Here is a 23662-nt window from a genome sequence, read left to right as displayed (position 1 = left end):
GATTCCGATATTCAGCGTAATTTACGTAAAAATATGAAGATGCAGTTGCGTCGTATACTGTAGCTTCGTGACAAACTGACGCTTCAACTTACCCACGCCATGCACCGCCTTGCACGGATCGGAAAGTTATCTCCTCACCTCCAGCGATGCGCTGCTCCCGGCATCCGCCGGCGTGGTCGGCATGGCCGACCAGCTTTTCGGCCGTTTCAGCCTACCCACAGTGCGAGCCTGTTGCCCTCGTTGCTCGTCGCTTCGCAGATCCTTTGCGAACGATTGGTAGACTCATAGTTATCAAAGAGTTAAACGCATATCGGGGTATTGCTTGAGTGCAGCATGGCCTGCGGACAACCGCGACGGACCGTTACCCAACAAGGCTGTCCAAGACTGTTAAAGCACTCGCAGGGGGTAGGTTATGGGTTTCAAAAACAACGATGCGTTGGTGTCTGGTGCCACGCTGATCAACGTGATTGCCGATGCATCCAGCAACGTCTTTTTCGCCATGAGCACGACGACGTTCGCATTGGACGACGGTGAAATTGGCGACGACGTGTTCCTTGATTTCAGCAAGAATAATGCGGTTATAACCCGGAAGCCAATCTTCGATTTCAATGGTGATGGCTTCATCTCGCCTGGTCCGAATGGCATTATCGATATTGACGGGACCGGACCAGATCTTGCAGGACCGGATCACATTCAAGTCGTTAGCAACGACGGGGGTTCGATCGAGCTCAGGGGCTTGGGTAGCAAAGGTGGGCAATTTACCTATGCTGATGGCGCGACGCGTAAAAACCTTTGGGCCGAGTTCGGTGAGGCCAACGTGATCGAAGGGACGGTTGGCAACGACCGGATCAACGCAGCAGATGGTGCAAAAGTTATTTTGCACGACAACGCGCTCGGTCTCAATCTGGGCGGCGACACGATATCCGGGTTCGGTAATGACGATCTGCTGGTGACGACCATGCAGCTGTTTGACGGCAATGGCGATGGCACGATTTCTTTTGGCCGTAATCGCGTACTAGATATGTCGGGCGTAAGTAGCGCGAACGATGCCAACTCGCACAATGCTTTGGGCGGTCAGCTTAAATTTGTCAACTCCGCCCTTAGATCGGTTGACTATCTGGGTTCACACGAGATTAACGGCGTAACTTACTATTACTACGGAACAAGTGAATCGACTTACGTCGTTGGCAGCGAGCCGGCCTGAACGATTGGCGGGCTACATTACTGATGGTGATGTAGCCCGCTACGTTGAACGGTGGCAGTTCACCCCTTTTCCTGTCCGGGCCGTTGATTATGCCACCGTTGCAACGGCCGAACGGTTCGCTGCGAACAGATACCGACGCGCTTCATAAACAAGCGACCGCGAACATTGTCAGCTACCGATATCGGACGATTATGTTTCGCTACCGGCAAGCGTCGCACTTTCGACGGACAACGATGAACGGCAATCGGAGAATCGTTTTCCGATAAGAAAATCATTTGTTTATAGAAACTTGCGTCTTTGGCAGTCGTTGGAGACAGATGACTGTCTTGTCCGCACCGTACGCGCTGGTAGTCGATGACGATCCGCTGATCCTCATGAACACCGCATCCATTCTGCAAAATGCCGGGTTCCAGGCCCTTGAGGCCATGGATGGGGACGAAGCGCTGGATTTGCTAACGAAGCATCGGCACAACATCGTCCTGCTGTTTACCGACGTCGATATGCCTGGAACGATGAATGGGTTCGCCTTGGCTAGGCACGTATCCGCCACTCGACCGGAAATCGAAATCGTTATGGCTTCCGGGCATGTACACCCTAAAGATGGTGAGATGCCAGGAAAGGCAACCTTCCTCTTCAAGCCGTACAGTACATATGTAGTTCTCAGTCATCTTGCGCGAATATTGCCAGACAATAAGAAGCCGGGAGTGTTTGTCCGGACGTTTTAAGTATCGGCTCGCTTTGCAACTCTTATCAGTATTCGCAGCCGGTGTCGCCAGTTTGTCAACCAGCGGACTGACGCCACGTCCGCCTTGGCACCCGAACAGTGCTACGGGTATTCAGCGGAGACGAACTGCACCGCTTTGTAATGCCGCCGAGTACAATGTAGCGGTCTCATCACGTACCCGACTACGCAACCGTTCGATCATAGCGCCAGTATCCTGCGAGAATATTATTCGATTGGTACGTATCGACTCTTCATCCCATCGGCTCAAATACGCTTCCCAGTCGTCACATAACCGGTCAAACTCAGCCAAGCCTGCTTTCCAGTCATTGATCCATTGGCCAACCAGATGATCCTGGTCGAGGCCGCTAACGAACTGGCTCTCTTTCTGAACATGCGCTGCGACCAGATTCGCCAGACTTCTAAGCCGGTTTGCCAGCTCATGGCTGGTATCTCTGTGACCAGTCGCAGCGTGAAGCATGTCGTCGGCAGCGCTATCAATCGCATCGTGTTCCGCGATGAGAAGCTGGTAAGTAACATGCTGCATGCACATTCTCCGCTTAACGGCAAGCTTGCGCCTTCTGAAGTGACGTTGCGCGGTTTCAACGCGATGCGTTCGTAGAACAGCTCGTTAATCGTGAAGCACTAAGTCAAACGTACGAATTAGGTTCCATTATGCGAACGAATACTTTCGTATACTCATTATGTGTAAGTAAATGCAGGCGATATTAGCGCCAACCATAGCAAAGCTGTCACCGTGTGGGCCTCTTTGCAGCGGCATCCAAAGCCCACGGCTATCGTTCAGTCCTAGGTGTTTGATCCCACGGTTTGATGGCGCGATCCTTTTGTTGAAATGGAAGGAAGCCGCAGGGACGGATACGTTATGGTTGGGCCGCGAACACGCGCGTCGTCAATTCAGCAATACAGCATGTCGCAAGCTTCGCTCGCTATGCTAAGCTGTGAACTGGGGATCAACCCGAAGACGGTCGCGAAGGAGCGTAAGGGAGCAACGGTCGAGGATATAAAGACCGGGCCGAAGGCGCCTCATTCTATAACCCTGTCGAAAGCCGAGGAGGCAGCTGTTGTGGCGTTCCGACGCCACACGTTGCTGCCGCTCGACGACTGCCTCTATGCCATGCAACCGTCACCCCCGCACTGACGCACTCAGCGTTGCATCGGTGCCTCCAACGACACGGCATCTCGCGCCTGCCGGGCATTGAGGGTGACAAGCCAAAACAGCAGCGCTTCAAGCGCTGCCTGATCGGCTTCTCTGACGTCAATATCGACTTGGGTAGCGGACCGCGAAGGCAAGCTCTACCTGTTCGTCGGCATCGATCGCACCAGCGAGTTCGCAGTCACGCGACCGGTTAAGAAGGCTGAGCCTGAAGATACGCTTCAGCCGCTTCCCTTGATAAAAACACGTCAGAGTATTTAGGATCGTGAGAGCTTTTTGTTTCAATTTTGCGACCAGTGTCTTGAACGACAACCGCGACGCGATCGTTCGCACGGTATAAAACTGGCAGTACCCTCTCTATGTGAGCAGCCACTTCGGGGGGTGCGCAGCGGCCGCACGAAGATCGATCAGCAATCGCACGCCTTTCACACTTCGCCGCTCTAAGACCAGAAGGGATGATAGGTCACGAAAGTGCTGCTGGGCTTCAGCCAAGGTTGCCAAGCCGTTGCCGTGGACCAGAACGTAGTCGGCTTGTTTTCTTATCTGCAAAGGCATCAGAACCGAGACCATTCTTCCTGTGTGGTTTGGCGTAGTGCAGTCACTGTGGGCGTAGGCCGTGCAATCTTCCGAGGCTTTGGCTGGCGTTCGGAACGTGGGTGGTGATGCAGCACAGATACGCTGGCACTCTGCTCAATGAGCGTGAACCGAGCCACTTCCACGGCCAAATTTTCTGCTTCCGATGCCAGGCTGCGCGTTGCCGCCGTCGCCTGCTCGACCATCGCCGCGTTCTGCTGGGTTACACAGTCCATTTCGGAAATGGCGGTATTTACCTGCTGCAGCCCAATCGCCTGTTCTTTAGCTGATGAGGCGATGCTGGAGACGATTGCACTGATCTCGTCAACCCGTCCAACGATACCACGAAGCGCGGATCCAGTCGCCCCCACCAGTTTGACACCAGCTTCCACATGGACGCTAGATGCGGCGATACGTGCTTTGACGTCTTTGGCAGCCTCCGCAGAGCGCTGCGCAAGCGCACGGACCTCTGATGCAACTACGGCGAACCCCTTTCCAGCATCACCGGCTCGGGCTGCCTCAACACCGGCGTTGAGCGCTAGCAGATTGGTCTGAAAAGCAATGCCGTCAATAACCCCGATAATCTCTGAGATTTCGGTGGATGTTCGTTCGATGCCCTTCATAACGGTCACCGCCTGGTCAACGAGTGCGTCAGAGGACCGTGCCTCGGCTTGCGCTTGTAGCACAAGTTCGTTGGCTTTCGTTGCGCCGCTTGCGGTTTGACGCACCGTTGTCGTGATCTCATCCATCGCTGCGGCAGTTTCCTCGAGCGCCGCGGCCTGCTGCTCCGTACGACGTGACAAGTCGTCCGATGCCGCGCGAATATCACTGCTTCCGCTGTTGATACCGTCTGCGACAACCGACACCCTGCTTAGCGTGGATGCCATAGCTTCCATCGCTGCGTTAAAGTCGCGCCTGATCGGCTCGAACTGCTCGGCAAACGGCGACTTAATCTGTAACGTTAAGTCACCTCCGGCCATTCGACCCAATGCGGCACCTAACGCTTCGACCATCATTTGCGAGTCAGCATTCGAACGTCTGATTGTCTCGGCATTGTTGCGGAAAATTCGCATCGCCCGGCTCATTCGTCCGACGCAGTCGCGATGATCAAAGAACATGATCTCACCATCGAGATCGCCTGATGCCAGCCCCTCCATCCGCACCACAGTGCTAACGTAAGGATCGCTGATGAGCTTGCCGCTGTACCAGGTCAGCAGCACTGGCAATGAAGCCAAGGCCGTTCCGCCCAGCATAATAGTCCACACCTCAGCGGACGGCACGCTTGACGCGAGATAGATCAGCCCGAGGCTCAGTGCTGCCACCAAGACCTGGAATGCGATAACCACACGAAATTTTATACGTATTGGCGCGTTGTTCCTAAACCAGGCAATCATCTTCATACTCCTACCGGTGCGTCGAACGGCCTAGTAAGAGTAAGGATCCAAAGAGCTAGCGATATCGTAGCTGCATTTTTAGCTATCTGTGATCGGATTTGTAACTGATTGACTTGCTATAGGAACATGTCCTACTGACAATAACTTTCTTAAAATACAATAACCACTCTTGATAACGATAATTGTTTATCATTCTGCAAATGCCATGCCATGTAAGTTGCCTGTAGTGGCGTAACATCGTTATGGTTATTCCACCTCTATATCAATCTGTTCACACCATCTCATAGAAGGTTTGCTGCGATGTAGTGCGGTTACGCGTGACCTGCGCGATGCTGCACCCCGCCAGTTCCGCCGTGCGGGCGATACTCATGCCGGCTTCACGTAGTGCGACGATACGGCGGTGGTGCGCCAGATCCGGTTTGCGCCCGGTATAGCGCCCCGCCCGCTTGGCAATCTCGATCCCCCGGCGATCGCGATGCGTCTCGTAATCGTCGCGCGCGGTTTGCAGCGCGACGCGGAGCAGCATGCCTGAACCGCTTCCAGTACGATGCGTGGAGACACCCGAACTGTCGGCGACGAGGTCGGACAAGTCGACGATACCAGGGACCGCCAACCGCACACCCTTCCCCCGGATCGTTGCAACCAGCAATTCGGCTTCGGAAAGCGGTAAGCGGCTGATCCGATCGATCTTCTTCGCGATCACGACTTCGCTGGGTTGCAGGTCGTCGACCATGCGCAAGAGCTCGGGCCGATCGGGTCGCGCGTTCCGACGCCTTCTCGCGGTACACCACCGCGACATAGAAGCCCGCCGCCAGCGTGCCGGCGACGATTGCCTCCTGCCGGGCCAGATCCTGTTCGTCGGTGCTGACGCGGAGGTACACTCGCGCCGCCCGGATCATGTCGCTTTGCTGCTTGCTCATCGTTCCTCAGCTCAACTGGGTAGCGAAATAGATATCGACCAACGCCGCGTCGCATTACGATTAGAGCGGCTGACGCCATACATTTGCGCAGCAGAACCCTGTTATGGTCAAAAGGCCGCCGCCGCTGCCCGTAGCCTTGCCGAGGACTAACGCTTCCGCAATGGAAACCAAGCTGGGCAGCACTCGCCAAACCGATCCGCACTTGCCGTCCACAATCTGTGGGAACAAGCTGCACAAATCGGTCGCGAACTCCGCTCCGTCCGGTAAACGGAAGGCGCGGAACCGTTTTAGCGATCGTCGGCGAAGATTGGTCTGAATTTTAATGGCATATGGTACAGCAGAGGTTGAGCTTGTCCCGTGTTCCTGTTGCGTCCAAACTAATCAACATGCCTCCGCCGTAGCGAAGCCGAGTTTCGCCTACCCTTTGGCGTTGCGAGGATGTTCCATCTCGGACGTGATCGACGTCGTTTCTATGCAGCCTCGCTGGAGCATATCGGGACGTCGAGAGCGTCAAGCGAAAGGATGAGGACCATCCGATCACCTTGGTGAGCCAGGCCAGACAGGAAGCCGTCTTCATGTCGACTGTTCTCTGGGACGGGTTGAACGTCGGCGATGGGAAGGCTGACAATGTCGTTCACCGTATCGACGATCAGGCCGATCAGCTGCGCCCCGGTCTGCACCACGATGATGACATGCCGCCCGCTAGCATTGGTGACGCCCCAGCCCATGCGCTCGCGCAGATCCAAGACGGGCAGCACCACACCGCGAAGGTTAACAACGCCCTTCATGCAGGCAGCCGCATTCGGCAGCGGTGTCGCCGGTGCCCAAGCGCGGATCTCGCGCACTGCCATAATGTCGACACCCAGCAGCTGCTCGCCGATCTGGAAGGTGATCAGCTGCTGATGGCTCATCTTGCCCTCGCCTTCCATCAGAACGCGGACCAGTCGTCTGAGGCAACCGCTACCGCAGCGCTACCGCTGCGATGCGTGCGCGCGATGCGCCTACCCGCCGCGGCCGCCTTTGCCTGCAGTTGATGCACCGGCGATCGGCTCATGTTGGCCGGCACGGAGGTGATGCCTGTCTGATCTGCGAACTTGAACCTTCCCACCTCGGTTGCCATCACCTGCGCCTCGTCGGCAAGGGAGCGCGCTGCGGCAGTGGCTTCCTCGACCATGGCTGCGTTCTGCTGTGTGACGCCATCCATTTCGCCGACCGCAGTGTTCACCTGCATGAGGCCAGTGGCCTGCTGCTCCGCCGAGTTGGCGATATCAGCGACCAGGCCGCTGATCTCGTTGATACGTCCGTTGATACGTGTAAGCGCCTTGCCCGCCTCACCAACCAGCTCGACCCCCAAGGCCACCTGCTCGGACGACGTGTTGATACGGGTCTTGACGTCCTTGGCGGCGTCGGCGGAGCGCTGCGCAAGAGCACGAACCTCGCTTGCAACGACGGCGAAGCCCTTGCCCGCATCCCCTGCCCGCGCCGCTTCCACGCCCGCGTTCAGCGCCAGCAGGTTGGTCTGGAACGCAATGCCGTCAATGACTGCGATGATCTCGCTGATCTCGGCCGACGACCGTTCGATCCCGTGCATCGCCTCGACCGCGCGGCCAACTACCTCACCGGATTGCTCGGCATCGGCGCGAGCCTCCATAACGACACCGTTCGCACGCGCTGCACCCGTTGCGGTCTCGCGCACGGTCGTGGTGATCTCGTGCATAGCAGCGGCGGTTTCCTCCAGCGATGCGGCCTGCTGCTCCGTACGCTGCGACAGATCGTCCGATGCCTGACGGATATCGCTCGACCCACTCATAATTCCCTGCGCGCTGGTCGAGACGGCCTGAAGCGTCGAAGCGAGCGAATTGATGGCGTCGTTGAAGTCGTGCTTCAGCTTGGCAAAGGAGCCGGCCAGCTCGGCCTCCACCTTGGCGGTCAGGTCGCCGCGTGCCAGCGCAGCGAGGCCGGAGCCGATGCTGTCGACGATAACCGCAGCCTGTTGCTCCTTCGCTTCTTCCGCCGCATGCAGCTGATCGCGCAGCTTCTTCATCGCGGTGGCAAGTTCACCGATCTCGTCTGTGCGCTCCTGGACTGGAACCTCCGCGTTGAGGTTGCCGTCGCCGAGCTGTCCGAGTGCGCGGGTCACCGCGCCAATCGGCGAGGCGATCCCACGTACGAGCGTCACGAGCATGGCGAGGATGGCAGCCATCGCCGCTGCGATGGCCGCGATTGTCACAATACGAGCATTCTTGAACACGCCCTGTGCATCTTGAGCCTGTTCGGTCATCAATCTGGACTGGGTTGCCTGAAGCTCTGCGGCTGCGCCGTTCGTGCTCTCGAACGAGCTGCGGTTCGCCCTAAAGCGCGCCAGCGATGCGTCATCCTGGTTCAAACGCGAGAGCGCCAACATGCTCTCGGAAGCCTGTTGATAGGACGCGAAACGCTCCTTGAACTCAGCAAACTTCGCGCGCGCCTCCGGCTTGTTAATTGTCTTGTCCAGGAACGCTGAACGATCTGAGATGATCTGCTGCTGTTTCTTGATGTCGCTTTCCGCGCGTTCGAGCGCGGCAGGGTCGTCAGCAAGGATGTGGGCTGCTTCACCGACACGGTAATCGGACATTGCCGTGTTAATTTCCGCGGCCGCCTCAAGTTTGTCCTTCCGGCTGCCACCGATTTCCTGAGCCGAGGCGCTCAGTCGGCTTTGGTTGTACAGGCCGAGTCCACCGACACCGAAGAGCGCGATGAAGAGGATGGCGAAGCAGACGATCAGCTTCTTGCTGATCCGAAGATTGTTCACGTATCAACGACTCCAGAAGGGCGGAATCCTCCATGCCGCAACCAGCTTAACAAACGTCTACATGTCGCTTCGATGCGGCCGCCTTTGGGCGCTAACTGCCATGAACTTTCCCGATTGATCTTTCCCCGGTTTGACGGACACCGATGACAGGCTCTGCGGAGCCGGGAGGTGTACGATGGTGAGTACGACGAAGCGCCGGTTCACGGACGACTTCAAGCGTGAGGCGGTGGCGCTATGGGAGACGAGCGGTCGGATGCAGACCGAGGTGGCCGCCGAGTTGGGGATCATGCCGACGATGCTGCGTCGCTGGCAGCGCAAATTGCAGGAGAGCGGCGCTCCGCCGGCGATCCCGGCGGCGAAGTCGCCAGTATCGAGGATGGCCTCGCTGGCGGATCAGGCGTCCGAGATTGCGCGGTTGCGTCGTGAGCTGGACCGGGCGCGGATGGAGCACGACATCTCAAAAACGTATGGCCCGCCCCGTCCGCAAGGGGTTTGTCAAAGACGGCATGATGGTCTGCATCAACGTATCCGGTCTCAAGGCTGAAGCCTTGGCCAAGATGGATATCCGCACAGTCTGGTCCTTATAAAAGCGCCGGTGGCAAGCACCACATTTAAGAGCCCGACCGGAAATTAGGTTGAGCGATTTTACCCAGTTGTGATTGACCGAGGGTTGCGAAGACCAGGGGGATCATATGGGCTGGACCGAAACCGCTCGTTGCGAGCATGACAGAAGAAGGCTGCGCTACACAAGCGACTGCACCGATGCGGAATGGGCGATCATCGCACCGCTGCTGGCACGAACGACGAAGGTGGGGCGCCCGCGGCCCCACCGGGCACGGGATTCATGGAACGCGATCCAGTATCTTGCGGCGACGGGGTGCCAATGGGTGCAACTGCCCCGGGACTTTCCGCCGTTCACGACGGTGCAGTATCATTTCTACCGGATGCGCGACAGCGGCCTGCTCGATGCGGTCAACGCGGTGCTGGTGGCCAGGGTGCGGGTCGCGGAAGGCCGCGCTGCCGAACCGACCGCGGGCATCATCGACAGTCAGTCTGTGAAAACCACCGAGGCGGGCGGGCCGCGCGGCTATGACGCCGGCAAGAAGATCAAAGGCCGCAAGCGCCACATCGCGGTCGACACGGCCGGCAATTTGCTCGACGCCCTCGTCCATTCCGCTGATATTTAGGACCGTGACGGTGCGCCGGACCTCATCGCGCGCTGCCGGGATGCACATCCCTCACTGGCCCGCCTCTTTGCCGATGGCGGCTATGCAGGGCCGAAACTGGAAACCGCGATCGCGCATATCGACCGGCTTGCCATCGAGATCGTCAAACGCTCGGATACCCAATCCTTCGTCATCCTGCCCCGCCGATGGGTCGTCGAGCGCACCTTCGCATGGCTCAACCGATGCCGACGCCTCGCCAAGGACTGGAAGGCTTCCATCTCATCGTCAGAAGCATGGCTCGTCATCGCTTCCATAAGGCGAATGACGCGCCGTATTGCTAAACTGGAATTTTGAGTTGGGCTCTTAAAGATCAACGGAGCGGGAATATGTATCGACTTCGCTAATCGAAACGCGGCAAAGAGGCTTGCCCGCATTGCGGGTGCGGGGCGAGCGACTGGCCGGTCGCTGGCGACGGCGACGTGCCAACTATCCGTCGGTAGCCGTGTTCGAGTCACGGGACCCCCGCTAGGCCATCGCCGTTTTAGGTGTAGGGACCTGCAATCTTCACGTCGAACGCATGATACGCGGTAGGCCTGCGCTCGATGGACTGAACAGGAAAGCTGGTTAGCCCTAAGCACACTGGTGCTGATTGCTGATCTGGTCTTTCAGCGTTCGCGATTCGGCCAAAGAGTCCGATTGTCTCAGCAGGAAAAGCGTTCGTTTTTTGGCAGTTGGCCTTCGTCTGAGCGTCTCACTTCTGCAGGTCAAATGGGCAATTTCAGGAAAGGTAGCCAAGAACATATTTCGGAGAAGTCGCACGATGGGAGGGCGACAGTCGGATTATCTAATGCCCTCGATTTTAAACAGGATCGATTGAAGGCTTCTTGGTTGAAGCTGGTATCACCAGGAGAACGACCATGCCGACGCTTCCACTCAATTCCTATGCGCCGGATCCGACTCGAGAACCGGATGGGACGTCGGCGCCTGGTGATCAACCAGCGTCACTTCGTGACTCGGGCAATCCAGAGCCTCCTATCGAGTCTGGTGATCCCGGCGACGTGTCGAGCTACAGCCCCATCCCAAATATGAGCACAATCAATGCTGGGCGAAGGCAATGTTGAAGCGACCGGTGTTGGTGGTTGAAGACGACCCGCTGATGCGGATGCATATAGTTGAGTATCTGCGGGAACAGGGCTTCGAAGTCCATGAGGCGGATCACGCTGAAGCCGCACTTGCTATCCTCGAAGCGAATCCCCTCGTCCGGATCGTCGTCACCGACGTCCAAATGCCGGGTGCAATGGATGGAAAAGCGCTTGCCCACTATGTGAGGGATCGTTGGCCACCTACCATTTTGGTAGTTGCTTCCGGTGCCGAGAAGCTTGCGGACACTGATCTTCCGACACGCAGTGTTTTCCTGTCCAAGCCCTTTGTGCCAGGGGCGCTGCTTAAGGCGATCGAGCGGTTGGTGGCGGAGACTGGGTAGGTCAGTTGAGTGGAACGGCGACAATGGCATCGTCGACTTATACTAACCCAAGGTGCATTTGCTCTTGGTGAGACATGCCGACAAGGATCAAAGAATGGCTTCGACCGACGAACTGACAAACGCACTTGATGCGGCGCTCATTACGGCACGTGCCGAGTACCAGCAGGCGGTGATCGAACTTGCCGAGCGCGAAGCGGCCAAAACGTCCTCCTCCAACCGCGAGGCGGCTGACGTAGATCACATCCATCACGCCCGCACCCGTGTTATCGCACTGGAGGCTGCCCGCGAGGAACTGTCCCGCCGTCCCGACTAGGAGAGGCTGTTCCCGACACCGGGCGGAGTCAGCCCTCGCCGGTCACCTCGTACACACGCTCGATTTCCCGCCGCACCTGATCGAGGCGCAGCGCATCATCAATATCACCGTGGGCAAGTCGCTGATCGAGCTTGCCTTCGACCATCTTCTTGGCACTACCGTCATGTGCCTCGACCAGGGTTAGGGCTTCCCGCCGAGCGTCAGGATGTCTCATCCGAGCTTTGTATGCGGCTCAGTATTAACCGAGGATTACGCCTGAGCCGTACTGCCACGGCTCACGCGAGTAGCAACTAGCCGGCGTTAACCGCCTTTTCGATGTCGGCGACCGAGTGGCCGGTAAGGTCCTTGCCGATCTCGCAAGCAAGCTTGGCTCTCAACGCCTTGTGGTAGTGCTTGCGCTACTCGCCAAGCGTACGTGGCGCCGCGAGAACCACCAGTTCGTCGACCGAGCCGCCCATCAACTTGCGGTTGAGCATCTCAGCGACGCCGGCCGCGAACGCATCCTCTTCCTGTTGGCTGTCCGCAGGATTAGCCGAGTTGCTGGAATGGCGGCCACCTGCCCCCTTGTTCCCCATCGACACATCGCCTGCGGCCTGCTCCGTTAACTTGACCGACCCAGCATCTCCTGTATTTTTTGAACAAATTTAGTTTTGCTCCAGCAACTACGGCTACCAAAGCGCCTTTCTTTATGTCCACAGCTTATACCTTTCTGTACCAGTTGTGATTGGTGAAGAAAAACAAGCTTTCGCAAGTTGCGTGTGTCGCATTAGCAGGCGTCCAATCCGCTATACAGCGCGATTGCCCCCTTGCTAACATATTAATGTCGGCGAATATGCTGCAATACGATTCTAGAGGGCGAGCGCCTCTACATTGGCGCATTAATCTATTAGGTTGTTAATTTCGCAGTCATGCGTTGAGCATGGTACGCTACGCGAGATGATTGCGGTTGCGGACATGTGCCCAGCGTTCGTCTGCGCAGTGCCAGGATCGTCGCTGCGATTGATGTCAAGTAACGGGCGAAGCGATATCCAGCGCATCCATTGTAAGGTGCTGAACGAAGGCTGATCGCCTGCGTGAGGCATGTTTCAGTGCGGAACGCTATGCCTCACAATAGTTAAGGTGGTGAGATGCATCCTTACGGCTTGTCCGAAGGTTGATCCGCAAAAGGATCGACGCTGATGTGCCACGTGCTGATTATTGAAGACGAGCCGTTCATCGCGATGAGCATCCAGATGGCGCTAGAGGAGGAAGGTGCCACATCGTTTGATTTCGCTGTGACTGAGGCGGAAGCCGTTGCGGCCGCCCTTGCCCGTCCGCCCGAACTCATCACCTCTGACGTAAAGCTGATCGAAGGCACCGGTCCGTTGGCTGTTGCGCGAATTTATGAGGAGCTTGGCAAGCTGCCGGTGATCTTCATCAGTGCCACGCCGTGAGAGTGCCAACCCTGCGATCCACCGGGTGTCGTCCTTTCCAAGCCGCTTCGGGAAAGCGAATTGCGCAAGACATTCCAGCGGATGGATGTAGTCTGATCAATTGTTTCCGATAATACACGTTATCATGGAATAGTATAATACGGCATGGCCGGAGCTTGAGGGGGGACATAATGCGTACTGTAAGGGCGAGACTTGGCATTGTTGTAGCTGGCGTAATGCTAATTGCTATGGTTACAATCATTTTGAGGCACTACGCACCAGAACTTGTTTAGACTATTGCATAGATCGAAAATATAAATAGGATAGACATCCAGTGTAAGGTAGCCCTTCCAATGGACTGACAGGATCTCGCTCATAAGAAAAAGTGAAGGTTATGACTAACCATAACCATGCGTTCGCAGGACGGAGGGACCCTCTCCGGAAGCCAGCGCCGGAGGCGGTGGATTCGGCAGGAAAAAGACCTGATCGTTGAGGAGGTGTACCTGCCGGGCATGAGCCTGTCGCTGGTCGCCCGCCGGCACGGCATCGGTGCCGGCCAGCTTTTCACATGGCGGCGGTTGATGCGCAGGGCGCGTTGACTACGGCGGGCGTCGGCGAGGAGGTAGTGCCCGCATCCGAGTACCGGGCGTTGCAGGCGGAGCGCTTAATCCGAAGCGAGTCTACCGCTTGAGTCAGCTGCCCCGTTCTGAGTGGCTGACCGACAACGGTAGCCCTTATGTCACCAGCGACACCAAGAGCTTCGCGCGCGACATCGACCCCGTCCCGCGCACCACACAGGTCAGCAGCCCGCCGTCCACCGTGATGGCAGAGGCCTTCGTGCGCACCCTCAAACGCGACTACGTCCGTGTGAACCCAACGCCCAATGCACGAACCGTCATCGAGCAACTCCCCGCCTAGCTGGCCCACTACAATGAGATACATCCGCACAAGGCGCTGGGCTACCGCTCGCCCCGCGAGTACATCAATTAACCCGCGAGGCCACGTCAGGCATTTAGGGGGTAACAACATCTTCCGATACGCTACACAACCTCTGCTCCAGTGCCCGTCAGCGGCGCGTCGATCGTGAACACCAGACCGGAAGGCTCGTAATTCATTGAGATTAAGCCACGAAAATAAGAGCGAAGTGACCGTTCAATCAGGAGAGAGCCAAAGCCTTGCCGTTTCGGAGGCTCCACAAGAGGGCCGTCAACCTCGCGCCAGGTCAAGGTGAACCGCGGATCGTCCGCCGCGGTGCTATCCGGCCGGATCGCCCACTGCAGGTCGACGTGACCGGTCCCATTGGAAAGCGCCCCGTACTTGGTCGCGTTGGTCGCCAGTTCGTGTAAAACTAGGGCCAGCGCGAGCGAAACCTGTGCATTGAACCGGATTGGCGGCCCATCAAGCCGGACCCCGCCGGCGTGACCGTCAATTACCGATCGAGCGAGAGTATGCATGTCTGCCGCTTCCCAGGAGGAAGCCGTCAAGACGTCGGTCGCTCGCCCCAGAGCGGCGAGCCGGACGGACAGCGCATCCGTCGCGGTCGGGAGATCGGTCGCCTGACGCAGGGTTTGGCTGGCGACCGCTTGCGTGATCGCGAGGAGGTTTTTCAAGCGATGGCCCAGCTCGCCCGCCAGCAGCTTGGCTTGCTCTTCTTTTTCAAGAAGCGACGCGTTGGCAACCGCAAGTTGGCGGGCATCCTGCTCGCGCTGTTCTGCCAGATGACGATAGTCAGCAGAAGCCTGTCTTGCGCGCATGAAGCCGGCGCGCACCTCGGCCGCGACGGTGACGATCATTGCGTTGACGACGATGAACAGCGCGCTCGCGACCCATTGCGCGTTGGTCAGCCAGAAGGTGGCATCAAAATGCGGAATGCTCAGCGCTGCGGTGAGCGCCGAAGCGACCACCGCGTAAAGGCCTGTTCGCCGGCCCATCGTCAACGCCACTCCGAGGATGATCGGAATGAAGAGCAACCACGGCAGCAGAGATGTAATGAACGCCGCGCGCACCATACCGGTAACGACAACCAGAAGCGTCGCAGTCAGGTATCGCGCCGGAGCAGAGAGCGGGTTGTCGATCGACCACGATATGATCCGGTCCACGACCGGCGACAAAATAGTCCGCTCCATGTTTTCCGTGCGCTATGTGTTCTGACGAGCCCCCGGCCCGTCCGTAATCACGTTAGCATGGTCAGGAAGCGGCGGCCTAGCCGTCTTTATATCACGTCCGTTGGCACGGCATGGTGACCGGTCACGCTCTTTCCCGATCGGGCGGCGCGTCGCTGCTCCATCGCTTTGATCGTCTCGGCGGCTAGCCCTTCCATCGTGGCAATTTGCCCATCTGTCAGGCCGCTTCGCGAATGCGTGTCGATGGCGCACAGCGTGCTGATCCGCGAACCGTTCGGCGCCTTGAGGGGCGCGCCGGCATAGAAGCGGATATGCGGTGGGCCGATCACCAGTGGATTGCCGGCGAGCCTTTCGTCCTGTCTGGCGTCCGGGATGATGAGCATGTCCGACCGGAACAGGGCGAGCGTGCACAAGGAGATGCAGCGGGGGTCGGACGGCATGAAGAACTCTACATCGCGCCCGGCTCGCGATCCAGCGCAGAAAGCAACGTATTACTTGAACACGGCAAGGTCCGCCAAAGGCGCAGGCCTTAACACGATCCGACAGTGGCCGTCCTACCGCCTGAACCTCCTTCTTCTGATGGCAACCGTTCGTCGCAGAAAGGATTCGAACCGACTCAACAGGTTTGGCACATGGTACGCCATGCCGCATGTTCACAATCATGGAACAGCAGATCGTTCATGCCTGCGGCCACGAGCAGGTTCACGTCATTTACGGCTTCGACACCCAAGTCGCCCGCAAGGCTCGCTGGCTGCGGACAACCAAATGCCGAGCGTGTTTCGTCGCAGATAAAAAAGTCGAGCAGACCGAGGCGGCAGCGCGTGACAGCACGACGATAGCCCATCTCGACCTGCCGCCGCTGACCGGGAGCGAGCGGCAGGTGACCTGGGCAGAAACTATCCGCATCAATCGCCTGGCCAAGCTGATGACGAGCCCTCACACAAGCGCCGAGGCAGACTGCGACCTGTGCCTGCGCATCTACGATGCCAAGTGGTGGATCGATCATCGTGATTTGTCGCCCGCAGATTTTCTGATCCAGGCACTCAGACACCTGCAAATTGCTGGCATGCCAGCGAATGGGCAGCGGTCTGTAGCGGCATGATCAGAACCCCGGCGCGTACCTACTCAGTAGCACGAACTTGCCGGCATACCACCTGAAGTCTTGTGCAGCGCGCCGCTTGGCTCAGACCTGGAAGTAAAGTAGCCGTGGATCATCGAGCATGCTGGCCGGTGTCGGGGTGATCCAGTCGGCCCCATGTTTGGGATAGGGGCCGTAGAACAGGTCGCCCAGTGCCCGACGGAAATGGGCATTCATCCACCTGCGTCGCCGATGCTCGGGGGCATCGTGGATCATGTGGCATCGTTGGCAAAGCGCAGCCAGCTTTTCAAAGCGACTGTCGCTTGGATCGTGATGGAGATAGGCGCACGCTAAAACCACCGAGGTCCACTTGCCCACGTGGAGGATATCGCTGGTCGGTCGACGAACCCGCCTGCCCTACCCGTTCCGCCAATAGCCGCGTTCCGCGTCCCACCACCGTCCGTCGCCCATATGGAAGACGCGCTTCAGATGTCCCCGACCGCAATGCTCGCAGCAGCCCTTAGCACGAACAAACCGAACGAAGTTGGAGATATGCCGCCAATCGATCGGGTATAGAAAAACATGCTCAGGACGGATCGGCATCGGTAGCAGCGCTATGCAGTAAAGCGGATTCCGATGGCAAGGCATCGTTTGGTCCGAGAGAAGCCGCAGGCAGGAAGCGATAAACCGTCCCTCGCGAGATCCCAAGTTCGCGGGCGATGTGCGCCGGGCGCATCCCCTGCGCCGCGCGTGTGCGCACCGCCTCCGGGTCGATACGTGGTTTACCGCCTTTATATACGCCGCGCGCCTTCGCAGCCGCGATCCCCTCCGCCTGCCGTTCCTTACGCAGGTTCGTCTCGAACTCCGCAAAGACTCCCAACATATCGAGGAACGCTTTACCGGCGGCAGTGCGGGTATCGATCGGCTGTTCTGTCGCCTTCAAGGCTACCCCCCTGCCCTTCAACTCATGGACGATGTCCTGCAAGTCCTTCATCGACCGTGCGAGACGGTCGATCCGCGTCACGACCAAGGTGTCGCCTTCGCGCAGGAAATCGAGCAGGACTTGTAACTCGGTTCGGGCTTCGCGCCCGGACCCGGACTTCTTCTCCGACCGGATCGTCTGGCATCCCGCTGCGCGTAACGCGGCCACCTGGATCCCGAGATTCTGATCCGTCGTAGAAACACGGGCATATCCAAAAAGCGCCATCGAACCCTCATTCTGTTCGAACAGCTTCTAGACCCAACGGCCCACCTGTTCAATATCCCTGCGGGCGACCCTGATAAGACGCCGCCGGCGTTTCATACCACCTGTACGATACGGGTATACTCACATTGACATATGCACGATGACACCCCGGAAGCCGCTTCCCACAGCCTAGTTGTGTCACATTCTCTCTTCTGGCATGTTCTAGATCGATACCGACTGGAAGGAGTGCAAAGGTGGCATCACAATCCATAGATATCAGCGTTGCCGGTAATGGCCGCATGGTTCTTCCGGCATCGGTACGAAAAGCGATGGGTTTGCATGGCGCTACGAAGATCATTCTGACGCTCGAGGATGATCAGGTGCGCCTGTCCCCCATTGGTCATGGCGTATCACGCGCGCAGGCACTCTATCGAGCACATGCCAAACATGCCCGCACGACCGACGACTTCCTGGAAGATCGGAAGGCGGAAGCTGCCGCTGATCACGGTGAGGACACGTCCGCTGCATCGGATCGAGACGCATAATGGCATCCGTCGTTCTCGACGCATCCGCAGTGTTGGCGCTGGTCCGAGATGAGCCCGGCGCCGACAAGGTTGCTCCCTACATCGGGCGTGCTGCAATCTCGGCAGTCAACCTCCAGGAGGTGGCCAAGGAGCTGCTGCTCAGTGGCCTCGACGAGCCGACCACCCGCGAATTGCTCGACGAGCTTCGACTAGACGTTCGCGCCCACGATACCGAAGCGGCCTATGCCGCCGCGGCTCTCCATGCCCAGACGCGCCAATATGGTCGTGGACTGGGTGACCGATCATGTCTCGCGCTCGCTGTGCAGCTTGGGGTCCCTGCCCTCACTGCCGATCGTGAGTGGAAAAAGGTGAAGGTGAAAAACCTGAAGCTTGAGCATATCCGGTAAGCCAAGCTGCGACGATCTCACTGCCTAACGCGGACTTCGTGCTTTCGACGACAGGAGGTTCGCTTGGCTATGGGAGAAGAGCACTGATCGGGCTGTAACCGGGTTCGCTAAGGTCCCTCCCCTCGCTCCATACATGTTCGGCAGATCGGTAGTCCGATTAGGTATACCTCTGAAAGACCGAAGCGCGCCCGGTCTTTTTTCCGTCAAACGCGCTCTCAAAAAAGACTGGACATAACAAGACCGTTCATAAAGGACTGAAGCATGTTCGTCCGGGCTTATCTCCGCGCATCGACCGCTGAACAGGATGCGACCCGCGCTCGCGCAGCGCTGGATGCGTTCGCCGCCTCACATGGGTTCCGTATCGCATCGCGCTATGTTGAACACGAGAGCGGCACTCGCCTCGCCCGGCCGGAGCTTTTTCGACTATTGGACGATTGCGGCCCCGGTGACGTGTTGCTGGTCGAGCAGGTCGACCGTCTATCGCGCCTCAGCTCGGCCGATTGGAGCAAGTTGCGATCGGAGATCGAGGCACGCCAGGTTCGGATCGTGTCTCTCGATCTGCCAACCTCCTGGAACCTGATCGCTACCCCCGACGACTTCACAGCTCGGATGTTCGCCGCGGTAAATGCAATGATGCTCGACGTCCTCGCCGCGGTCGCTCGCAAGGATTATGATGATCGTCGGCGCCGGCAAGCCGAAGGCGTCAGCCGAGCTCGAACCGCAGGCCTCTACAAAGGCCGCGTTGAGAACACTGCCCGCAACGCCGCGATCGCCCGGTCACTGAAGGATGGGCAGAGCTGGCGCGAGATCATGATCGGCACGGGCTGCAGTCGGACGTTGCTCGCTAAGATTGCTCGCCGCCTGAAGAACGAACGGTCGGGCGACGCCAGCGGCACTGATCCGTGCGCTGTCGAGGACATCGCCTGAGCGCCAGCAATTCGGGCTTCCCCTGCCCTTCCAACTCGCCAAGCCGCTCTGCCGTAGCGTCGACGCCGTCGTCAGGCGCGTTTTCCCAAGGCTTTAACAAAATTCCTTCTGGCTAACGATCCAACAGTCGTTACGGACGTTATCAATATCGCTGAGCTGATTTCCCAGATACGGTAGACGGCGCAGCAGATTCTGCCTTTTGGCAGTATTTGGGAGGCGTCGGTTAACCATGACGGACAAGGAACTGCTTCGCGGTCTTGAGGAGCATCACCGAGTCATCCGGGTTGGCCTCGCGTTAATTCAGAGTCACTGCGCAACCGACTGCGCGAACATTGCCGGTCTGGAAAAGGCTCGCTTAGATCTAACCCGCGCAAGCCGCGAAAGGTCGGCGTTTGTTAGCGACTGCATTATTCCGCGTTTACTGGAAACGGCAGACAGCGACGATCGTGCTGCGCTGTCGGATTTCCTTGTCGCCTTCACCTCTAAGAGGCTCATCTCAGACAAACACATCGAAAGGTGGACCGACGACAAGATCGCAGCCGACGTACCTGGCTACTGCGCGGCCGCTCGTACCATCTGGTCAATGATGGAGGAGCAAATGGAACGCGAAACTCGCGTGCTCGGAGCGCGCTTGCTGCGCAACTCCGAGCTATGCAGCGCGCGACGCTGAGCCCTTACCGTCGCCGCGACTGACGGCGGGGTTGTCTCAAGCGGAGGCGATAGGCGAGCGCCCATACTTTTCGAACAGCAGGTTCAGGGCTTCCGCCATGAGTTTGACTTGGTCGGTGTCGTGCTCGACAGCCAGCATCGCAAGCTGCTTACGAACCGCGGGATCGAAGTAACCGGCAATGTTCACCTTGCCGTTCCGGCGAGGGCCCGGCGCCGCCCGAACAGGCCCGTCCCCCTCCCCCGCCTCGATCGCCTCGGCCGGTCGAGCGATAGGCGACGGCGCTGGCGCAACCTTGCCGCCAATCTCTCCCAGCTTACCCAGACCTGCTGCGAAGCCAACCTTTCTAGTCATGCTGCCTCACCCTTCTTCTTGCGCTGCGCAGGTGCACGTGTGCGAGTGTGCAGCTGTGCGACCACCCAGTCAAACAAGGCGGTCACCTCTGCGGCAGCTTTTCCGTTCGGCTCGACCTCCTGCGCTGCTTGGCCCGAAATCATACAGCGGCTGAAGGCGACGCGATCCCCAAACGACGGGTCCGCGACCTGAAGCCCGAACGACGAAGCGATCGTCTCGGCCGCCTCCTGGCCACCAGTGCCTTGGTGAGGCACGCTGTTGAGGACCGCGAACGCCGTTTTGCCAACCAGCTTCAACAGCTCGACTGTCTTCGCCATAGCCCTGAGATCCATGATCGTGGGCTGACACGGTACGAGGATCAGATCTGCCGCCTTTGCCGCCTCGAGAGCTGTGCTCTCGCTGTGCGGAGCCGTGTCGAGGATTACCACGTCGGCCCCCATCGACTTCGCTTCCTCGAGAACCTTTGTCAGCCTGGATGGCTGGATCGACAGCACTGCGGGCGTCTCATCCGCGCGATGATCCTTCCATTCGGCTGCGCTGGCCTGTGGATCGAGGTCGAGGAGCAAGGTGTTCTTGCCGGTAGCGGCGAAAGCTGTCGCAAGGTGGATCGCGAGCGTCGTTTTTCCGACCCCGCCCTTCTGCGCAATGAGAGCCACTGTCTTCATCTTGATATCCTCGCTTTGCCCTATGCACAGTCGCGACTGTGCACACGTGCGCGATAGCGTTGGTACGTATGCCCACACTCGCGCTAACGCACAAGCGCGAAAACGCACGTGCGCGGCTGTGCACAGGTCCACAGTCGCACAAGTTTCTGAACCGTTGTTGCGTTGAATGACCTTGTTCAATGGTGCCAACACAGCTGCTCAAGCCAGCTCGGCTCAAAGCAATGACGCTGCGCCGGTGAGCCGACTGGTTTCTGGGGCGGGTCTCGCACGTGCGGGCTCTCCCCTGCGTCGCTTAGCTGGCGGCGTCAGGCCGCCCCTCAGCACCTCCTCTTACCATCCTCGGTGAGCCCTTCCCGTTCAACATCCATCAGGTACCCACGCGACAAGCAGCCCGACTACAGATCCTTCGCACTATCGCGTAATCACGACCGTGCGACGACGCACCCTCGCACCTGTGCACACCTGCGACGGTGCATCATCGCAATAGTGCGCCGGGCCAATGCTGCCCTTAGCGCCGTGTCGCAGAGATCGCGTCGGCGACCTGTCGTCCCTCGGCCGAGCCAGAGCCATGCGCCACGCAATCACGGCGGTCGCATTATTGCTTAATCGCACCTGTGCACCAGTGCACCGGTGATTCATTCCATCGCAGGGTGTGGAGCATAACGCTTTCGCACGATCCCCAACGCTAAGGGGGCGGGTGAAAAGGGAGCTTCTGAACTAGCTGGCGCCTTCGGGGGGAGGGCACCCCGCGACCTTGGCAGGCTAGAGCCAAGCGCACTCGCTCACGCATACGCTCCCAGACATACGTGCATCGACGCGCGGGTGCGCTGGTGCACAGAAGCGCGATTGCGACGTCGCAGACGTGCGAGTGAGCACCTGTGCACAGGTGCGCGGTCGCACACTCGCGATATCTATATCAGTATGCCGACGATGACCAACATCAGGGCGGCGTTGGACGCGAGGATCTTCCCGACGCCCAGCGCGCGAGCCGATCGGCCTTTCCTCCTGGTAGACCAGGTGCGATCGATCCCGGTACGTACTGCCAATATCCCGTCGACGGCTAGGACGGACCCTATAACGAACAGCATCAGGGTGAAGGCCTTCACAAATTCTCGACCTGATGACGGCGATATGGCGAACGCAGCCACGAGACAGACCGTCGCGATCCCGTAGAGCGATGCGCCAGCATCGAGGAGACCGGACATCAGGAGACGGCGAGGTTGGCTCCACGGGATCGGCACAAACATCGTCGGCCTTCTGCAGACGCGGCACGGCTCAACCGGACTGGCGGGCGGCCACGCTCCGAGGCGATTGCCGCAATATCCGCATGTCGGCGCAGTGGGGGAGGGGGCCGTTTGCATCGACTACGCTGACGGATCCGTGATGGTTTCGTCTGCCGGCACGTCGGCGCGCATGGAGGCGTTGTAGCAGGCGGGGTCGCAGAACAGCATAGGACGGCCTCTACACGTCATCTGGTGCCCCTCCAGCATGACAGGCCTGCTTGCCAGTCGCTGGCATCGCTCGTTGGTCTTCGTCATGAAGCCGCAAGGGATGGCGATCGGTTCACCACGCGGCGCCTCCATCTCGGCCGCGTCTAGCGGCTCTATGTTGAGGTCGGGGGCAGGATCGAAGAAGTCCCGCTGCTGGATACGCGCGTGTTTCATATGGACACCTGACGACGATGGGGGAGGGGGCTCTCGAGCGATGCTCTCGCTCGCCTGCTAACTCCCTCTCCCCTCTAAAGCTTATTGCCTCGGCGCTGGTGGTGCCATCGGAGGCGCCGGGGAGGGCGCCGGTCCGGTCGAAGCTCCAGTTGGTTGGGGCAACCGCGTCTGTGCCTGATTGGTCAGCTTGACGAAGGCGTCGAGCATCGCGACCGAAGTGATCTTGCCCATGTCGGTGCTGGTATACGCACCTCCGAGAGCGCCGACGCCGGCGTTGGTGAGCAGACCGCCTCCCAGGATCGACAGATCCTTTTTGCGGGCCGAGCCCGTCGCGATCGCCTGTTGGATGCCGGTTTTCACCTCGATCAAGGTGAGCATCGTCTGGCTCGACTTGACCTTCTGTTTGAACCCGAGGCCGCCGGGGAACATCGTGCCGAGCCCGCCTCCGCTGCCACCCGCATCAGAATCCGAATAGAGCACCTTGGCCTGGAGAAGGTAATCCGCGGCCTTCAGAGTGGCTTGGTTGTTCGCCCCAGCGACGCTTCCACCAGCTGCGAGCTGACGCTCCCGCTGCAGGGCGTCGAAACCTTCCCCACGATCGACGACCTGGAAGCAGCCCGATTGAGCAACGAGAAGCTTCAGCAGGGGTATCGGATCGACACGCTGGCTCCCGCCGTTCTGGGCTTCTGCCATCCGCATCAGCGCCGCAAGACCCGGGGGGATGCCCTCAGCGGTCCCGCCAGCGGCACGCTCCTCCACCAAGGCGATGGTGCCGTAGGGTCGATCGCACCGGGGCACCTGTGTGTTCTCATCGATCCCGATGCCGCCTTTTCCCGCCCTTTGTGCCAGCGCTGGAGCTGTTGAGACAGCGAGCATGATCGCGAGTGCTAGAGTCCTCTGCATTTTACCCTCCCGT

Annotated in this window: 25 protein-coding genes and 4 pseudogenes; 15 read left to right on the top strand and 14 right to left on the bottom strand. The window is 58.9% G+C overall.

The window, feature by feature from the left end; translation table 11 throughout:
- Positions 1 to 412 precede the first annotated feature (412 nt).
- The 3 genes from MF607_RS15285 to MF607_RS15275 all read left to right on the top strand — a co-directional run bounded on the left by MF607_RS15285 (position 413) and on the right by MF607_RS15275 (position 2547).
- The gene (locus MF607_RS15285; RefSeq protein WP_242120311.1) at positions 413 to 1204 is read left to right on the top strand and encodes a hypothetical protein; all 792 of its coding nucleotides are present in this window, start codon (positions 413 to 415) and stop codon (positions 1202 to 1204) included.
- 317 nt (positions 1205 to 1521) lie between these two features.
- Positions 1522 to 1929: a response regulator gene (locus MF607_RS15280; RefSeq protein WP_242120309.1), complete on the top strand. Its 408-nt coding sequence runs from the start codon at positions 1522 to 1524 to the stop codon at positions 1927 to 1929.
- 345 nt (positions 1930 to 2274) lie between these two features.
- Positions 2275 to 2547, top strand: a complete 273-nt coding sequence (locus MF607_RS15275; protein WP_242120308.1) for a hypothetical protein — start codon at positions 2275 to 2277, stop codon at positions 2545 to 2547.
- 1106 nt (positions 2548 to 3653) lie between these two features.
- Here MF607_RS15275 and MF607_RS15270 read toward each other — a convergent pair.
- The 4 genes from MF607_RS15270 to MF607_RS22935 all read right to left on the bottom strand — a co-directional run bounded on the left by MF607_RS15270 (position 3654) and on the right by MF607_RS22935 (position 8777).
- Positions 3654 to 5066 carry a methyl-accepting chemotaxis protein gene (locus tag MF607_RS15270; protein WP_242120306.1) on the bottom strand — a complete coding sequence of 471 codons (1413 nt, stop codon included), beginning with the start codon at positions 5064 to 5066 and terminating at the stop codon, positions 3654 to 3656.
- Between the two features lie 271 nt (positions 5067 to 5337).
- The gene (locus MF607_RS15265) at positions 5338 to 5799 is read right to left on the bottom strand and encodes a recombinase family protein (RefSeq protein ID WP_242120304.1); all 462 of its coding nucleotides are present in this window, start codon (positions 5797 to 5799) and stop codon (positions 5338 to 5340) included.
- A 657-nt stretch (positions 5800 to 6456) separates the two neighbouring features.
- On the bottom strand, positions 6457 to 6897 hold the full coding sequence (locus tag MF607_RS15260; protein WP_242120302.1) for a chemotaxis protein CheW: 441 nt from the start codon (positions 6895 to 6897) through the stop codon (positions 6457 to 6459).
- 17 nt (positions 6898 to 6914) lie between these two features.
- On the bottom strand, positions 6915 to 8777 hold the full coding sequence (locus tag MF607_RS22935; protein WP_242120300.1) for a methyl-accepting chemotaxis protein: 1863 nt from the start codon (positions 8775 to 8777) through the stop codon (positions 6915 to 6917).
- Positions 8778 to 8952: 175 nt separating this feature from the next.
- Here MF607_RS22935 and MF607_RS15250 point away from each other — a divergent pair, with 175 nt between their 5' ends.
- The 4 genes and pseudogenes from MF607_RS15250 to MF607_RS15235 all read left to right on the top strand — a co-directional run bounded on the left by MF607_RS15250 (position 8953) and on the right by MF607_RS15235 (position 11739).
- Entirely contained in the window at positions 8953 to 9321 is a 369-nt protein-coding gene (locus tag MF607_RS15250; RefSeq protein ID WP_431311960.1) for a transposase, read from the top strand.
- Positions 9322 to 9469: 148 nt separating this feature from the next.
- Positions 9470 to 10297, top strand: a pseudogene (locus MF607_RS15245) (IS5 family transposase).
- Between the two features lie 760 nt (positions 10298 to 11057).
- Positions 11058 to 11426: a response regulator gene (locus tag MF607_RS15240; RefSeq protein ID WP_242120297.1), complete on the top strand. Its 369-nt coding sequence runs from the start codon at positions 11058 to 11060 to the stop codon at positions 11424 to 11426.
- Positions 11427 to 11520: 94 nt separating this feature from the next.
- Positions 11521 to 11739 carry a hypothetical protein gene (locus MF607_RS15235; protein ID WP_242120295.1) on the top strand — a complete coding sequence of 73 codons (219 nt, stop codon included), beginning with the start codon at positions 11521 to 11523 and terminating at the stop codon, positions 11737 to 11739.
- Positions 11740 to 12029: 290 nt separating this feature from the next.
- On the opposite strand, the pseudogene MF607_RS15230 reads toward MF607_RS15235, so the two are convergent.
- A pseudogene (locus MF607_RS15230) lies at positions 12030 to 12314 on the bottom strand (baeRF12 domain-containing protein).
- 603 nt (positions 12315 to 12917) lie between these two features.
- On the opposite strand from MF607_RS15230, the gene MF607_RS15225 reads away from it, so the two are divergent.
- From MF607_RS15225 to MF607_RS23055, 3 genes and pseudogenes are all read left to right on the top strand, one after another.
- A complete protein-coding gene (locus MF607_RS15225; RefSeq protein ID WP_242120294.1) occupies positions 12918 to 13172 on the top strand; it encodes a response regulator in 255 nt (84 codons plus the stop codon).
- Between the two features lie 389 nt (positions 13173 to 13561).
- A complete protein-coding gene (locus MF607_RS23060; protein ID WP_431311959.1) occupies positions 13562 to 13750 on the top strand; it encodes a transposase in 189 nt (62 codons plus the stop codon).
- A 109-nt stretch (positions 13751 to 13859) separates the two neighbouring features.
- A pseudogene (locus MF607_RS23055) lies at positions 13860 to 14141 on the top strand (integrase core domain-containing protein); the annotation flags it as partial.
- Between the two features lie 50 nt (positions 14142 to 14191).
- Here the strand turns inward: MF607_RS23055 and MF607_RS15215 are convergent.
- On the bottom strand, positions 14192 to 15250 hold the full coding sequence (locus MF607_RS15215; protein ID WP_242120293.1) for a sensor histidine kinase: 1059 nt from the start codon (positions 15248 to 15250) through the stop codon (positions 14192 to 14194).
- Between the two features lie 113 nt (positions 15251 to 15363).
- Positions 15364 to 15720: pseudogene (locus MF607_RS15210) on the bottom strand (GAF domain-containing protein); the annotation flags it as partial.
- A gap of 215 nt (positions 15721 to 15935) precedes the next feature.
- Between MF607_RS15210 and MF607_RS15205 the strand changes: the two are divergent.
- The gene (locus tag MF607_RS15205; protein WP_242120289.1) at positions 15936 to 16376 is read left to right on the top strand and encodes a hypothetical protein; all 441 of its coding nucleotides are present in this window, start codon (positions 15936 to 15938) and stop codon (positions 16374 to 16376) included.
- An 81-nt stretch (positions 16377 to 16457) separates the two neighbouring features.
- On the opposite strand, the gene MF607_RS15200 is transcribed toward MF607_RS15205, so the two are convergent.
- Positions 16458 to 16628, bottom strand: coding sequence for a hypothetical protein (locus tag MF607_RS15200; RefSeq protein WP_242120287.1), 171 nt, complete (start codon positions 16626 to 16628; stop codon positions 16458 to 16460).
- Between the two features lie 310 nt (positions 16629 to 16938).
- Complete coding sequence (locus MF607_RS15195) at positions 16939 to 17559, bottom strand: recombinase family protein (RefSeq protein WP_242120285.1); 621 nt, start codon at positions 17557 to 17559, stop codon at positions 16939 to 16941.
- A gap of 233 nt (positions 17560 to 17792) precedes the next feature.
- Between MF607_RS15195 and MF607_RS15190 the strand changes: the two genes are divergently transcribed.
- The 4 genes from MF607_RS15190 to MF607_RS15175 all read left to right on the top strand — a co-directional run bounded on the left by MF607_RS15190 (position 17793) and on the right by MF607_RS15175 (position 20066).
- Positions 17793 to 18083 carry an AbrB/MazE/SpoVT family DNA-binding domain-containing protein gene (locus MF607_RS15190; protein WP_242120283.1) on the top strand — a complete coding sequence of 97 codons (291 nt, stop codon included), beginning with the start codon at positions 17793 to 17795 and terminating at the stop codon, positions 18081 to 18083.
- Positions 18083 to 18469: a type II toxin-antitoxin system VapC family toxin gene (locus MF607_RS15185; RefSeq protein WP_242120282.1), complete on the top strand. Its 387-nt coding sequence runs from the start codon at positions 18083 to 18085 to the stop codon at positions 18467 to 18469. The genes MF607_RS15190 and MF607_RS15185 overlap by 1 nt, the downstream gene beginning before the upstream one ends.
- 261 nt (positions 18470 to 18730) lie before the next feature.
- On the top strand, positions 18731 to 19396 hold the full coding sequence (locus MF607_RS15180; protein WP_022676114.1) for a recombinase family protein: 666 nt from the start codon (positions 18731 to 18733) through the stop codon (positions 19394 to 19396).
- A 229-nt stretch (positions 19397 to 19625) separates the two neighbouring features.
- Entirely contained in the window at positions 19626 to 20066 is a 441-nt protein-coding gene (locus tag MF607_RS15175; protein WP_242120279.1) for a hypothetical protein, read from the top strand.
- A gap of 36 nt (positions 20067 to 20102) precedes the next feature.
- Here MF607_RS15175 and MF607_RS15170 read toward each other — a convergent pair whose 3' ends face one another.
- The 5 genes from MF607_RS15170 to MF607_RS15150 form a co-directional block, all read right to left on the bottom strand.
- Entirely contained in the window at positions 20103 to 20417 is a 315-nt protein-coding gene (locus tag MF607_RS15170) for a ribbon-helix-helix domain-containing protein (protein ID WP_242120277.1), read from the bottom strand.
- Entirely contained in the window at positions 20414 to 21082 is a 669-nt protein-coding gene (parA, locus tag MF607_RS15165; RefSeq protein ID WP_066667192.1) for a ParA family partition ATPase, read from the bottom strand. The genes MF607_RS15170 and parA overlap by 4 nt, the downstream gene beginning before the upstream one ends.
- 911 nt (positions 21083 to 21993) lie before the next feature.
- Complete coding sequence (locus MF607_RS15160) at positions 21994 to 22287, bottom strand: hypothetical protein (protein ID WP_022675752.1); 294 nt, start codon at positions 22285 to 22287, stop codon at positions 21994 to 21996.
- 159 nt (positions 22288 to 22446) lie between these two features.
- Positions 22447 to 22746: a hypothetical protein gene (locus MF607_RS15155; protein ID WP_022675751.1), complete on the bottom strand. Its 300-nt coding sequence runs from the start codon at positions 22744 to 22746 to the stop codon at positions 22447 to 22449.
- Positions 22747 to 22827: 81 nt separating this feature from the next.
- Entirely contained in the window at positions 22828 to 23622 is a 795-nt protein-coding gene (locus MF607_RS15150; RefSeq protein ID WP_242120275.1) for a CsgG/HfaB family protein, read from the bottom strand.
- Between the last annotated feature and the right edge of the window lie 40 nt (positions 23623 to 23662).

Origin of the sequence: Sphingomonas lacusdianchii (assembly GCF_022664395.1) — a bacterium.
GTDB classification, from domain to species: Bacteria; Pseudomonadota; Alphaproteobacteria; order Sphingomonadales; family Sphingomonadaceae; genus Sphingomonas; species Sphingomonas lacusdianchii.
The sequence above is the reverse complement of the archived record's forward strand: the minus strand, read 5'-3'. Positions and strand labels throughout refer to the sequence as shown.